Source organism: Melaminivora jejuensis, from assembly GCF_017811175.1.
Classification (GTDB): domain Bacteria; phylum Pseudomonadota; class Gammaproteobacteria; order Burkholderiales; family Burkholderiaceae_C; genus Melaminivora; species Melaminivora jejuensis.
In genome coordinates this window covers 3361974-3374390 of record NZ_JACWIJ010000002.1, presented here as the reverse complement: position 1 = coordinate 3374390, position 12417 = coordinate 3361974, and the positions used below count along the sequence as shown (strand labels likewise).

General features: G+C 68.9%; 14 protein-coding genes. 11 read left to right on the top strand and 3 right to left on the bottom strand.

What is annotated here, in order from left to right; all coding sequences use genetic code 11:
* Nucleotides 1-7 precede the first annotated feature (7 nt).
* From flhA to IDM45_RS15795, 4 genes are read left to right on the top strand one after another with little or no spacing between them, the layout of a single operon-like run.
* Nucleotides 8-2092, top strand: coding sequence for a flagellar biosynthesis protein FlhA (flhA, locus tag IDM45_RS15810; protein WP_209423683.1), 2085 nt, complete (start codon nucleotides 8-10; stop codon nucleotides 2090-2092).
* The gene (flhF, locus tag IDM45_RS15805; protein WP_209423682.1) at nucleotides 2089-3681 is read left to right on the top strand and encodes a flagellar biosynthesis protein FlhF; all 1593 of its coding nucleotides are present in this window, start codon (nucleotides 2089-2091) and stop codon (nucleotides 3679-3681) included. The genes flhA and flhF overlap by 4 nt, the downstream gene beginning before the upstream one ends.
* Nucleotides 3671-4441 (top strand): hypothetical protein, encoded by a 771-nt coding sequence (locus tag IDM45_RS15800; protein WP_209423681.1) that lies wholly within the window; start codon nucleotides 3671-3673, stop codon nucleotides 4439-4441. The genes flhF and IDM45_RS15800 overlap by 11 nt, the downstream gene beginning before the upstream one ends.
* Before the next feature lie 8 nt (nucleotides 4442-4449).
* Nucleotides 4450-5166, top strand: a complete 717-nt coding sequence (locus tag IDM45_RS15795) for an RNA polymerase sigma factor FliA (protein ID WP_209423680.1) — start codon at nucleotides 4450-4452, stop codon at nucleotides 5164-5166.
* Nucleotides 5167-5309: 143 nt separating this feature from the next.
* Here the strand turns inward: IDM45_RS15795 and IDM45_RS15790 are convergent, their stop codons facing one another.
* From IDM45_RS15790 to flgA, 3 genes are all read right to left on the bottom strand, one after another.
* Nucleotides 5310-5648 (bottom strand): hypothetical protein, encoded by a 339-nt coding sequence (locus IDM45_RS15790; RefSeq protein ID WP_209423679.1) that lies wholly within the window; start codon nucleotides 5646-5648, stop codon nucleotides 5310-5312.
* Between the two features lie 29 nt (nucleotides 5649-5677).
* Complete coding sequence (gene flgM, locus IDM45_RS15785; RefSeq protein WP_209424171.1) at nucleotides 5678-6028, bottom strand: flagellar biosynthesis anti-sigma factor FlgM; 351 nt, start codon at nucleotides 6026-6028, stop codon at nucleotides 5678-5680.
* An 89-nt stretch (nucleotides 6029-6117) separates the two neighbouring features.
* Complete coding sequence (gene flgA, locus IDM45_RS15780; RefSeq protein ID WP_209423678.1) at nucleotides 6118-6861, bottom strand: flagellar basal body P-ring formation chaperone FlgA; 744 nt, start codon at nucleotides 6859-6861, stop codon at nucleotides 6118-6120.
* A 233-nt stretch (nucleotides 6862-7094) separates the two neighbouring features.
* Between flgA and flgB the strand changes: the two genes are divergently transcribed.
* The 7 genes from flgB (at nucleotide 7095) to IDM45_RS15745 (ending at nucleotide 12385) form a co-directional block, all read left to right on the top strand.
* Entirely contained in the window at nucleotides 7095-7523 is a 429-nt protein-coding gene (gene flgB, locus IDM45_RS15775; RefSeq protein WP_209423677.1) for a flagellar basal body rod protein FlgB, read from the top strand.
* Nucleotides 7524-7597: 74 nt separating this feature from the next.
* Entirely contained in the window at nucleotides 7598-8002 is a 405-nt protein-coding gene (flgC, locus tag IDM45_RS15770) for a flagellar basal body rod protein FlgC (RefSeq protein WP_209423676.1), read from the top strand.
* A gap of 33 nt (nucleotides 8003-8035) precedes the next feature.
* Nucleotides 8036-8689: a flagellar hook assembly protein FlgD gene (locus tag IDM45_RS15765; RefSeq protein WP_209423675.1), complete on the top strand. Its 654-nt coding sequence runs from the start codon at nucleotides 8036-8038 to the stop codon at nucleotides 8687-8689.
* A 57-nt stretch (nucleotides 8690-8746) separates the two neighbouring features.
* Complete coding sequence (gene flgE / locus IDM45_RS15760) at nucleotides 8747-10063, top strand: flagellar hook protein FlgE (protein ID WP_209423674.1); 1317 nt, start codon at nucleotides 8747-8749, stop codon at nucleotides 10061-10063.
* Nucleotides 10064-10101: 38 nt separating this feature from the next.
* Nucleotides 10102-10842, top strand: a complete 741-nt coding sequence (locus tag IDM45_RS15755; protein WP_209423673.1) for a flagellar basal body rod protein FlgF — start codon at nucleotides 10102-10104, stop codon at nucleotides 10840-10842.
* Between the two features lie 21 nt (nucleotides 10843-10863).
* Nucleotides 10864-11646 (top strand): flagellar basal-body rod protein FlgG, encoded by a 783-nt coding sequence (gene flgG, locus IDM45_RS15750; protein ID WP_209423672.1) that lies wholly within the window; start codon nucleotides 10864-10866, stop codon nucleotides 11644-11646.
* 22 nt (nucleotides 11647-11668) lie between these two features.
* A complete protein-coding gene (locus IDM45_RS15745) occupies nucleotides 11669-12385 on the top strand; it encodes a flagellar basal body L-ring protein FlgH (protein WP_209423671.1) in 717 nt (238 codons plus the stop codon).
* The last annotated feature ends 32 nt before the right edge of the window (nucleotides 12386-12417 follow it).

Sequence of the window (12417 nt, the reverse complement as noted above, 5' to 3'; positions counted from 1 at the left end):
CAAGGCCATGACGTCACCTTCCCTCTCCCCGGCCCCTTCGATGCGCCAGTGGGCCGGCGCCCTGCCCGGGCTGTCGGCGCCGCTGCTGGTGGTTGCCATCCTGGCGCTGATGGTGCTGCCCATGCCGGCGTGGCTGCTGGACACCTTCTTCACGCTCAACATCGCCGTGGCGCTGATGGTCATGATGGTGGCGGCCTACATGCTGCGGCCGCTGGATTTCGCGGCGTTTCCGACCGTGCTGCTGCTCACCACGCTGATGCGCCTGTCGCTCAACGTCGCCTCCACCCGCGTGGTGCTGCTCGACGGCCATACCGGCCCGGGCGCTGCCGGCAAGGTGATTGAGGCCTTCGGGCATTTTTTGATCGGCGGCAACTTCGCCGTCGGCCTGATCGTGTTCGCCATCCTGGTGGTCATCAACTTCGTCGTGGTGACCAAGGGCGCCGAGCGCATCGCCGAGGTCTCGGCGCGCTTCACGCTGGATGCCATGCCGGGCAAGCAGATGGCGGTGGACGCCGACCTCAACGCCGGCCTGATCGATGAAAAGGAGGCCAAGCGCCGCCGCGCCGAGGTGCAGGAGGAGGCCAACTTCTTTGGCTCCATGGACGGCGCCAGCAAGTTCGTGCGCGGCGACGCCATCGCCGGCATCCTGATCCTGATCATCAACATCATCGGCGGCTTCGCCATCGGCATGTTGCAGCACGGCCTGTCCGCCGGCGCCGCCGCCGACAGCTACATCCTGCTGGCCGTGGGCGATGCGCTGGTGGCGCAGATTCCGGGCCTGCTCATTTCCGTGGCCGCCGCGATGGTCATCTCGCGCGTCGGCAAGGACAACGACATGGGCCAGCAGATCGTGCAGCAGCTGTTCATGTCGCCGCGCGTGCTGGGCGTGGCCGGCGCCATCCTGGTGCTGCTGGGGCTGATTCCGGGGATGCCGCACGCCGTGTTCCTGATCATGGGGGGCGCCCTGTGCTGGACCGCCTGGCTGCTGCACCAGCGCCAGAGCCGCCCGGCCCCGGTCGAGGAGGCACCTGCCGCCCCGGCGGGCGACGGCGAGGCCACCTGGGACGATCTGCAGCCCATCGACCTGCTCGGCCTGGAGCTGGGCTACCGCCTGATTGCACTGGTGGACAAGAGCCGCCAGGGCGACTTGCTCACGCGCATCAAGGGCGTGCGGCGCAAGTTCGCGCAGGAGGTGGGCTTTCTGCCGCCCGCCGTCCACGTGCGCGACAACCTGGAGCTCAAGCCCAGCGCCTACCGCATCACGCTGCGCGGCGTGGTGGTCGGCGAGGGCGAGGCACACCCGGGCATGTTCCTGGCCATCAACCCCGGCGGCATCACGACGCCGCTGATCGGCACCGCCACCACCGACCCGGCGTTTGGCCTGCCGGCGCACTGGATCGATGCCGGCCAGCGCGAAGCGGCGCAAATGGCGGGCTTTACCGTCGTTGATTCGGAAACCGTCATGGCGACCCATTTGTCACACTTGATGCAAGTGCAGGCGGCCAAGCTCTTGTCGCGTACCGAGACGCAGCAACTGGTCGAGCACGTCACACGCCTGGCGCCCAAACTGATCGAGGAGGTCGTGCCCAAGATGGTCTCCATCACCGTATTCCAGAAGGTGCTGCAGCTCTTGCTGGAAGAAGCTGTCCACATCCGCGACATCCGCACCATCATCGAAACCCTGGCCGAGCACGCCGCCAGCACGCAAGACCCGCAGGAGCTGGCGCGGCGTGTGCGCATCGCCCTGGCGCCGGCCATCGTGCAGCAGATCTACGGCCCGACGCACGAGCTGAACGTGATTGCCATCGAGCCCGGCCTGGAGCGCCTGCTGGTGCAGGCCCTGGGCAACGCCAGCGGCCCCTCGCTCGACCCGGGCGTGGCCGATCTGCTGACGCAAAAGGCTGCCGAAGTGGCCATCAAGCAAGAAGAGGTCGGCCTGCCCGCCTGCCTGCTGGTGCCCGACGCCATCCGCAGCGCGATCTCCCGCCTGGTACGCCGTGTGGCGCCGCGCCTGCAGGTGCTGGCCCACAGCGAAATCCCTGAAACCCACACCATCCGCATCGGCCCGATCCTGCAAGGGGCATCCGCATGAACATCAAACGCTTCACCGCACCCACGGCCCGCGAGGCGCTGGCCAAGGCCCGCATGGCTTTCGGCGACGACACGCTGATCCTGTCCAACCGGCAAATCCCCGGCGGCGTGGAAGTCATGGCCACGGCAGAGGAAACCCTGTCGTCGCTGCAGGAGACCACCAACGTGGAAACCGTCGGCGCCGCACCCAACCCAGCCGCAGCCGCAGCACCGGCGCGCGCCAGCCGCCTGCAAGAGCGCGCCGACGATCTGGCCGCCGGCATTGAGCGGACGCCGGTGGCAGCGCGGGCGCAGCCCTCCGCCGCGCCCGGCACCGTGGCGCGCGACGCCGAGCAGCTGGCCATGAGTACGCTGTCCTTCCAGGACTACGTGCGCGAGCGCATGTTGCGCCGCCGCCATGAGGCGCTGCACGGCAGCGCACCAGCCGACCGCCAGCCCGAATACGCCCAGCCGGCAAGCCCGGCGCGGTCGAGCGCCCGCCCGCCGGCACCGCAGCAGCAGCTGCCCGACACCTCGCTGGCGCGCCACAACCCGCTGCGCCCGCCCGTCATGCACGCCGCCCTAGGCGCGCAGCAAATCGGCAGCGCACCGCGCCGCACCCAGTCAGCGCCCGTGCTGCACACCGCCCCCGACCCGCAGCAGCAGGTCATGAAGGAGCTGCAGTCCATGAAGGAGCTGATCGAGGAGCGCTTCAACACCATGGCCTGGCTGGGCCAGGCGCGGCAAGACCCGCTGCAATCCAACCTGATCCTGAAACTGATCCGCGCCGGCTACTCGCCCGCCCTGTCGCGCGCCGTGCTGGAGCATCTGCCCGAGGGCCTGCCGCCCGCCGAGGCGGTGCGCTGGATGATCGAGGTGCTGGGGCGCAACCTGCGCACCGACGAGGACAGCCTGCCGCTGCACGAGGAAGGCGGCATCTGGGCGCTGGTCGGCCCCACCGGCGTGGGCAAGACCACGACCTGCGCCAAGCTGGCCGCCCTGTGCGCCCGCGAGCACGGCCCGGCCAGCGTCGGCCTGATCACGCTGGACACCTACCGCATGGGCGCGCACGAGCAACTGCGCTCGTATGGCCGCATGTTGGGCGTGGTGGCGCACCTGGCGCACGACCGCGCCGCACTGCAGGACTTGCTGGGCCTGCTGGCCAACAAGAAGTTGGTGCTGATCGACACCACCGGCGTGGCCCCGCGCGATCCGCGTCGCGGCGACCTGCTGGGGATGCTCGATCTGCCGGACGTGCAGCGCCTGCTGGTGCTCAACGCCGCCAGCCACGGCGACACGCTGGATGACGTGTTCACCGGCTTCAAGACCACCGGCACGCAGCAGGCCATCCTGTCCAAGGTGGACGAGGCGGTGAAGCTGGGGCCGGCCATGGACGCGCTGATCCGCCACCAGATGACGCTGCGCGGCACCACCAACGGCCAGCGCGTACCCGAGGACTGGGAGGCTGCCAGCGCCCAGCAGCTGGTGGCCGCCTCGATGCGCGCCAACGTGCGCTCGGCCTTCGATCCGCGCGAGATCGATCTGAATTTCATCTTCTCGCCGGCCACTGCGGCAATGGCGCACGAGACAGGACTCGACCATGTGGCTTGACACCGCCTTGCACCAGGCCGCCGGCCTGCACAGCTTCACACCCGAGCAGCAGCTGCGCGTGCTGCCCGTGGTCAGCCAGGCCGATGGCAACACCGGCAGCACCGAGCTGGAGACGCTGTGGCAGATCTGCTCCAGCCTGCAGCGCCTGTCGCACTCGGTGCTGGTGCTCGATGGCACCACGGCCGAGAGCGAGCGTGCGCCGGGCCTGCGCCAGCTGCTGGGCGGCATGGTCTGGCCCGAAGGCATGGCCCCGATCAGCTCCTCGCTGGCCGTGTTGCCCTCGACGCAGGGCCTGGCGCAGCTGGCGCGGCGCACCGGCCCGGCGGCGCTGGCGCAGCTGGGCGCGCTGTTTCGCAGCTACGCCGTGGCGGTGCTGTATGCGCCCGTGCCCTTGCTGACCCCGCTGGTGCAGGCCAGCACCGGCGTGCCGCTGATCATGACCGGCCCGGCGGCCCAGGGCCTGGTGGGCACCTACCGCCAACTCAAGCACCTGGCCCTGCACGCCGGCCCGCCGGCCTGCGTCGTGGCCTCGGTGCGTCCGCCCGGCGCACCCATGCAGTCCAGGCCGACCGCCGAGGCGCTGGCCACGCTGCAGGCCAGCGCCGCCGCCCAGCTCGGCCTGCGCGTACACACCACGACGGTGGCAGCCGGACATGCGCCGGACATCCAGCGCCTGGCCCTGCAGCTGCTGGAGAACGCTTGCACCATGGACGCCAGCGCCCCGCTGGGCCTGCGCGCCCCTTCGTATCAGGAACACTAGGCTCCACCATGTACACCGCGAAAGGCCAGCTTGATCGGGATGCGCTGCTCACCCAGCATCTGCCGCTGGTGCGCCGCATCGCCCATCACATGATTGCCAAGCTTCCCCCCAACGTCGAACTCGACGATCTGATCCAGGTCGGCATGATCGGCCTGACCGATGCCCTGTCGCGCTACGAGGTGGCGCAGGGCGTGCAGTTCGAGACTTTTGCCAGCCAGCGCATCCGCGGCGCCATGCTCGACGAGCTGCGCGGCGGCGACTGGATGAGCCGCAGCTCGCGCAAGAGCCAAAAGGACATCGAGCAGGCCCTGCACCGCGCCGAGCAGCGCCTGGGCCGCAGCCCGCTGGAGTCGGAAATCGCCGACGAGCTGGGCATCAGCCTGCAGGAATACCAGAGCCTGCTGGGCAAGGTGCGCGGCACGCAATTGGTCTATCTGGAGGACATGTACCAGGGCGACGACGACAGCGAGAGCTTCCTCGACCGCCACGTCAGCGACAGCGCCGCCGACCCCATGGCCCTCCTGCGCGACCAGCGCCTGCGCAGCTCGCTGGTGGCAGCCATCGGGCAGCTGCCCGAGCGCGAGCAGCACATCATGGGCATGTACTACGAGCACGACCTCAACCTCAAGGAGATCGCCGCCGTGCTCGGCGTGACCGAATCGCGCGTGTGCCAGCTGCACGGCCAGGCCATTGCGCGCTTGCGCACCAAGATGCGCGCGCATTGAACGGCAGGCGGCAGCACGGCTGCCGGCCTGCGCCTGTTCAAACCTGCAAGGTTTTGATCAAAAACGGCTGAAACCCTTGCCAGGCAAGCGCTTCCAGCTATGTTTCTTGAAGTGCAACGCGGGCGGCGCGCGCCGCGCCGGACTCACCCGGGTGCGCGGTAGATGCGTGCCGGCGTGGCCGATGCCGGCCCGTAGGTGAAAGATTCGGCGGGCGGCAGCAGCGCGACAGCCCGCTGCTGGGTGAGCGCCAGCACACGCGCGAGCTGGTCGCGCACCTGGCTCAGCTGCAGGGCCAGTGCCTGCAGGCGCTGCTGGGCGGCGCCGTCCAGCCCCTGGCCGCGCAGCTGCACCAGGGCGGCGGCGGCCTCGCGCAGCGTCTGCGCGCCCTGCTCCAGCGCCAGCGGGTCGGACGACAACAGCGCAGCCTGCAATTGCTGCAGCTGCGCTTCGATCAGGGGCAGGAGGTCGGAAGGCGTGGCCATGTGCCAGGGCTGGGGCGGGGCTGCGCCGCTCAACCGTGCGCGAAGCGCGACAGGGTTTCGTAGGCGTTACCGAGCAGCTTGTCGGCCACGGCTTCGGCGTTGACGCGGAAGGTGCCGTTTTCGATGGCCGCCTTGATGGCCTTGACCTTGGCGGCGTTGAAGTCGGAGGCGCTGCGGCTGGCGTCCGCCGTGCGCGCCGTATTGGACAGTGTGACCGGCACCCCGCCCGCAGCAGCGCCGCCGCTGGCAGCACGTTGGGTGCTTTGGGTGGCAGCTTCGGCGGCAGGAGCGGGCGCAGCCGTCTTGGCTTGCTGACGGGCAGCAGCGGCTTGCGCCGAACGCGCGTTCGCAAGTTCCGGATTGTTGCCTGTGATTTTCATCGCTCTCTCCACCGCCCCGAGGATGGGGCCAGTGGCCACATATTCGACCATTGCCGGGAGAACTTTAGGGCCAACGTGGCCAAAAAGACTCAAAGCTGGGCCTGGATTGTTCCATCCTCGGAAACAACCCCCCCAATCACCCGGCCATTGCCCATGCGGATGCGGATGGTCTGGCCGACCGATCCGGCGGTCATCGCCTGGCCGGAGGAGGTCACGGCGTAGCCCGGCCCTTGCACCACCACGCGCACCGGGCTGCCGGCCTTGAACAGCTCGGGCGCGCGCACCATGTTCTGGCGCAGCGCCTGGCCAGGGTTGAGCGCGCGCGTCGCCGTCTGGCCGATCCAGGCATCGCGGTTGGCGATGATGGCTGCCGGCTCGGCAGCCCAGTCCACCTCAGCCTCGATGGCGTCGGCCTCGGTCAGCACGCTGCCGGCGGTCACGTTGCCGGCCAGCACCCAGGCTGGGCCGAAGGCCTTGACGGTGATCGGCAGAAAGACATTCCAGCGCGTTTGCCCCTGCACGCAGCGCAGGCCCAGGCGGGAGCGGCCCCACAGGCGCGTGCCGGCGGGCAGATAAGGCTCGACCTGCTGGCACGGTGCCAGGCGCAGGCGCGCATCCAGCGCGCCGACCTCGACCTCCATGCGCAGCGGCAGGGCGCCGCCGGCCTGGGCCTGGGCCAGCGCGTCGTCCACCCAGCGCTGCGACAGCGCGCTCAGGTCTTCGCTGCCTTGCTGGGCGGGCGCGGCCAGTGCCGCGCACGCCAGGGACAGGCCCAGCCCGGCGCGGCGCAGGCGCGTGCGCAGCGTGGATTTGGGGGCAACGGTGGATGGCATGGGCAGCTCCTGGGCAGTCCGGCTCCGGCCAGGGGCCGGGCGGAGGGTCTTTTTCACGCCTGCCACTGTAGGCCGGCAGCGGCGCCGGAAAGCGGCGAACAGCCGGCCAAAGCCCGCCTTCTTCGCGCCTTCGGAAAACCGTCCGATCCCCACAATCGCTGCACGCCCCAAAGGCCCGGCACGCCTTTCGAGCCTTCCTCTTCCGTTTGCCACCCATCCCCGCGAGACCTCTCATGCTCGACAAGCTGACCCAGCGACTGGAACTGCATGGCAATGCACTGCTGCTGCGCTCCGAGCGCCAGCGCACCATTGCGAGCAACATCGCCAACGCCGACACGCCCGGCTACGTGGCGCGCGACTTCCGCTTTGCCGAAGCCATGCGCGCCGTGGCCGACCAGCAGGCCGCCGCCGCCAGCCCGCAGCGCGCCGCCAGCACTACGCACGCCCAGCACATGCCGCTGCCCGCCGCCATCGGCGAGCTGGGCAGCCGCACCAGCACCCTGGCCTACGCGCGCCAGTCCCAGCCCAGCCTGGACAACAACAGCGTGGACATGGATCGCGAGCGCGCCGCCTTCGTGGACAACGCCGTGCGCTACGAGGCCACGCTGCGCTTCATCAACGGCCAGTCGCGCACCATGCTCAGCGCCATCCAGGGCCAGTAAGCGGCCAGCCCGCTCCGTCATTCCCCCGTCATTCATCCGCCCCCAGCCGACACCCGACCAGGAGCCTCCCCACCATGTCGTTGTTCACCATCTTCAATGTCTCGGGCAGCGCCATCAGCGCCCAGTCGCAGCGCCTGAACGTGGTGGCCAGCAACCTGGCCAACGTGGACGCCGTGGCCGGCCCCGATGGCCAGGCCTACAAGTCGCGCCAGGTGGTGTTCCAGACCGCGCCCATGGGCGCCGAGGGCGCCGCCGGCGTGCGCGTGTCCGCCATCCAGGAGACCGAGACCCCGGGCCGGCGCGTACACGACCCGGACAACCCGCTGGCCGATGCCGACGGCTACGTCACGCACTCCAACGTCAACGCCGTGGAGGAGATGGTCAACATGATCTCCGCCTCGCGCTCCTACCAGAACAACGTCGAGGTCATGAACACCGCCAAGTCGCTGCTGCTCAAGACCTTGCAGATGGGCCAGTAAACGCCTGCGCCCGCCTGCTGACCGGAGACCCCCATGATCCTCACCCCCATAGGCGCCAGCGCCACCGTCCACGAAGGGCCGTCGGCCAATGCCGACACCAACCCGGCAGCGATGCAGGATCGCTTCCTCAAGCTGCTGGTCGCGCAGTTGAACAACCAGGATCCGATGAACCCCCTGGACAACGCGCAGATGACCACGCAGATGGCGCAGATCAACACCGTCACTGGCCTGCAGACGCTGAACCTGACCATGCAGACCATGGCCGAGCAGTTCAACACCATGCAGCAGATCCAGGGCATCTCCATGATCGGGCGCTCGGTGCTGACCGAGGGCGACCGCCTGTCCGTGAGCGATGACGGCCAGGCCCAGGGCCAGTTCGAGCTGTCGGGCAGCGCCGGCGCCGTCAAGGTCGAGGTGCTCACCCCCGGCGGGCTGGTGGTGGACACGCTGGAGCTGGGCGCACTGGAGCAGGGCCGGCACAGCTTCGACTGGGACGCCTCGGGCTACCAAGGCGACACCTCCAGCCTGCGCTTTCGCATCACCGCCAGCAACCAGGAAGGGGCCGTCGCGGCCACGCCCTTCATGCAGTCGCAGGTGGTGGCCACCGGCTCGGCCAACGGCGCGCTCACGCTGACCCTGTCGGGCGGCGAAGTCGTCAACTACGCCAACGTGCGCGGCGTGGTCTGAGGCCGCCGCTCCCTCCCTTCCCTTTTTCACCGCACAGCACAGCAGCAGGAGCACACCATGGGTTTCCAGCAAGGCCTCTCGGGCCTGAACGCCTCGGCCAAGAACCTTGACGTCATCGGCCACAACATCGCCAACTCCAACACCACGGGCTTCAAGTCCTCGCGCGCCGAGTTCTCGGCCATGGTCAACTCGGCCATGGGCCTGGCTGGCGGCGGGCGCAACGGCATCGGCGTAGAGACTGCCGCCGTGGCCCAGCAGTTCAACCAGGGCGGCATCACCATGACCGGCAACAGCCTGGACGTGGCCGTCAACGGCAACGGTTTCTTCACCGTGCAGATGCCCGACGGCTCGCGCGCCTATACCCGCGATGGCGCCTTCAAGCTGGACACGCAAGGCAACATCATCACCAACGGCGGCGCCAATGTCATGGGCGTGCCCGTCGATCCGATCACCGGCCAGGTCATGCAGGGCGCCCAGCCCGGCCCGCTGCGCCTGCCCACCGGCGAGCCCATCGAGGCCAAGGCCACGCGCGTCATCACCGCCGCGCTGAACCTGGATGCCCGCGCCAAGGATGCCGCTGGCGATCCGGCGGCCACGCCGCCCATCCCGGCCACGCCGCGCGCCACCTATGGCACTTCGGTCAACGTCTATGACAGCCAGGGCGTGGCGACGCCGGTGAACCTTTATTTCCAAAAGACCGGCACGGCCAACGAATGGGAGATCTTCGATTCCCTCGACCCGGCGGCAACCTCCCTGGGCACTGTTGTCTTCGATGACAACGGCAAGATCACTGGCCCCACAGCCACCCACCCCTACAGCGCTGTCACCGGGCCAGGCCTTTACCTGGCTAACGTTCTTTCGCTCAACAACCCCAACCTGTCAGGCCCCATCGACAACCAGGACGACCCGCTGAACAACAGCACGGTGACCGACGCCGGCATCTTCCTGGACTTGTCCGCCGTGACCCAGTTCGGCACCAAGTTCGCCGTGACCGACCTGACGCAAAGCGGCTACACCTCGGGCGCGCTCACCGGCATCAGCATTGCCGACGACGGCAAGATCATGGCGCGCTACTCCAACGGCCTGACGCGCGCCGAAGGCCAGCTCACGCTGGCGTCGTTTCGCAACACGCAAGGCCTGGAGCCGGTGGGCGGCAACAACTGGATCGAGTCCGCCGCCTCCGGCCCGGCCACCACGGGCGTGCCCGGCAGCGGCAACTTCGGCGCCCTGCGCTCGGGCGCGCTGGAGGACTCCAACGTCGATCTCACCGCCGAGCTGGTCAACATGATGACCGCCCAGCGCGCCTACCAGGCCAACGCCCAGACCATCAAGACGCAGGATCAGGTGCTGTCCACCATCGTCAACCTGCGCTGATCCTGACCGACTGAAACCCCACCCGCGAGAGACCCGCCATGGATCGCATCATCTACACCTCCATGACCGGCGCCAGCGCTGCCGCCAACCGGCAGGCGGTGCTGGCCAACAATCTGGCCAATGCCTCCACTGCGGGCTTTCGCGCCGAGATGTACAACTTCCGCTCGGTGCCGCTGTCAGGCACCGGCGCCACCACGCGGGTGTTCTCGCTGGAGGCGACATCCGGCCACGTGGAGACCTCCGGCCCGGCCATGACCACTGGTCGCCCCCTGGACGCCATGGCCGAGGGCAACGCCTGGTTTGCCGTGCAGGGCCTGGACGGCACCGAAACCTATACCCGCGCCGGACAGTTCGAGATCTCCAACACCGGCCAGCTGGTCACCCCGCTGGGAATGCCGGTGCTGTCCGACGGCGGCGCGCCCATCGACGTGCCGCAGGGCGCCGAGGTGGTGCTGGGCCACGACGGCACCGTGAGCGCCGTACAGGACGGCCAGCCGCCGCAGCCTCTGGGCCGGCTCAAGCTCATCACCCCGGGCGCGGACGACCCGCTCAGGCGCGGCGACGACGGCGCCTTCCGCAGCGCCAGCGGCGAGCCATTGCCCGCCGACCCCAATGCCCGGATGCGCTCGGGCGTGCTGGAAGGCTCCAACGTCAACCCGGTCGAGGCCATGGTCGGGATGATCGCCGCCGCACGCCAGTTTGAGCAGCAGATGCGCCTGCTGTCCACCGCCGAGAGCGACGACAAGGCTGCCGGCCAGCTGCTGAGCCTCAACGGCTGAACCCCCAAAAGGACTACCGCCATGATGAATTCCCTGTGGATTGCCAAGACCGGCATGACCGCCCAGCAGACCCAGCTGGACGTGATCTCGCACAACCTGTCCAACGTCTCCACCACCGGCTACAAGCGCAACAGCGCCATGTTCCAGGATCTGATCTACCAAAACCTGCGCCAGGTGGGCGCGCAGACCACGGAAGACAACCAGCTGCCCACCGGGCTGCACCTGGGCCTGGGCGTGAACGTGGTGGCCACCAGCCGCAACTTCACCCAGGGCAGCCTGCAGCAGTCGGGCAACAGCCTGGACGTGGCCATCGACGGCAACGGTTTTTTTGAAGTCACCATGCCCGACGGCACGACCAGCTACACGCGCGACGGCTCGTTCAAGCTGGACTCGCAAGGCCGCCTGGTGACCAACGGCGGCCTGCCCATCGCCCCCGGCATCACCGTGCCGCCCAACACCAAGAGCATCAGCATCGGCCAGGACGGCACGGTGAGCGCCGTGCTCGACGGCGACCCGACGCCGCAGCAGATCGGCCAGCTGGCCATGTCCAGCTTCGTCAACTCCGCCGGCCTGGAGCCGGTGGGCCAGAACCTGTACCGCGAGTCCGCCGCCTCCGGCGCGCCGCAGCAGGGCCAGCCCGGCACCAACGGCCTGGGCATCATCAAGCAGGGCTTTCTGGAGAACTCCAACGTCAACGTGGTCGAGGAGCTGGTCAGCATGATCCAGACCCAGCGCGCCTACGAGATGAACTCCAAGGCCATCCAGACCAGCGACCAGATGCTGGCCAAGCTGTCGCAACTGTGAGCGCACCACAAGGAGCCGCGCCATGAATGCCACCCTGCGCCTGATCGGCTGCACCGCCCTGGCCGCGCTGGCCACCGGCTGCGCCACCGTCAACCCGCCGCCGCCCGTGGACGTGCTGCCCACGCAACTGCCCGTGATCGAGTCGCCGCCGCCCCTGGTGCGCGCGCCCGTCACCGGCAGCCTGTTCCATGCCGCCAGCTACCGCCCTGGCTTCGAGGATGCGCGCGCGCGCTACGTGGGCGACCTGGTGACCATCGAGATCATGGAAAAGATCGACGCCAAGCAGGGCAGCAAGTCCAACATCGACCGCCAGTCCGGCGCCGAGGGCGGCATCACCGGCCTGCCGCTGCTGCCCAACAAGCTCATGGGCAAGGTGGCCGAGCGCTCCAGGCTGGGCGCCGAGTACGGCAGCAACTTCAAGGGCAGCGGCGACACCTCCAGCAGCAACGAATTCCGCAGCTTCATCACCGCCGTGGTCACCGAGGTGCTGCCCAATGGCCACCTGGTCATCACCGGCGAAAAACAAGTCGGCGTCAACCGCAGCGTGGACGTGCTGCGCTTTTCCGGCATCGTCGATCCGCGCAACATGCGCCGCGGCGCAGGTGGGCACGCCGGCAGCGTGATCGACTCGCGCTATGTGGCCAATGTGCGCGTGGTCTCGCGCGGCCTGGGCGAGCAGGCCGAGGCCCAGGCCGTGGGCTGGCTGGCGCGCGCCTTCAATGCCGTGACGCCATTTTGAAAATACCCAATCACCGAGAGCGAGGAGAAAGA

Bases quoted from the DNA above. Each gene is read 5' to 3' on its own strand.
- flhA (WP_209423683.1), top strand. From the start codon at position 8: ATGACGTCACCTTCCCTCTCCCCGGCCCCTTCGATGCGCCAGTGGGCC.
- flhF (WP_209423682.1), top strand. From the start codon at position 2,089: ATGAACATCAAACGCTTCACCGCACCCACGGCCCGCGAGGCGCTGGCC.
- IDM45_RS15800 (WP_209423681.1), top strand. From the start codon at position 3,671: ATGTGGCTTGACACCGCCTTGCACCAGGCCGCCGGCCTGCACAGCTTC.
- IDM45_RS15795 (WP_209423680.1), top strand. From the start codon at position 4,450: ATGTACACCGCGAAAGGCCAGCTTGATCGGGATGCGCTGCTCACCCAG.
- IDM45_RS15790 (WP_209423679.1), bottom strand. From the start codon at position 5,648: ATGGCCACGCCTTCCGACCTCCTGCCCCTGATCGAAGCGCAGCTGCAG.
- flgM (WP_209424171.1), bottom strand. From the start codon at position 6,028: ATGAAAATCACAGGCAACAATCCGGAACTTGCGAACGCGCGTTCGGCG.
- flgA (WP_209423678.1), bottom strand. From the start codon at position 6,861: ATGCCATCCACCGTTGCCCCCAAATCCACGCTGCGCACGCGCCTGCGC.
- flgB (WP_209423677.1), top strand. From the start codon at position 7,095: ATGCTCGACAAGCTGACCCAGCGACTGGAACTGCATGGCAATGCACTG.
- flgC (WP_209423676.1), top strand. From the start codon at position 7,598: ATGTCGTTGTTCACCATCTTCAATGTCTCGGGCAGCGCCATCAGCGCC.
- IDM45_RS15765 (WP_209423675.1), top strand. From the start codon at position 8,036: ATGATCCTCACCCCCATAGGCGCCAGCGCCACCGTCCACGAAGGGCCG.
- flgE (WP_209423674.1), top strand. From the start codon at position 8,747: ATGGGTTTCCAGCAAGGCCTCTCGGGCCTGAACGCCTCGGCCAAGAAC.
- IDM45_RS15755 (WP_209423673.1), top strand. From the start codon at position 10,102: ATGGATCGCATCATCTACACCTCCATGACCGGCGCCAGCGCTGCCGCC.
- flgG (WP_209423672.1), top strand. From the start codon at position 10,864: ATGATGAATTCCCTGTGGATTGCCAAGACCGGCATGACCGCCCAGCAG.
- IDM45_RS15745 (WP_209423671.1), top strand. From the start codon at position 11,669: ATGAATGCCACCCTGCGCCTGATCGGCTGCACCGCCCTGGCCGCGCTG.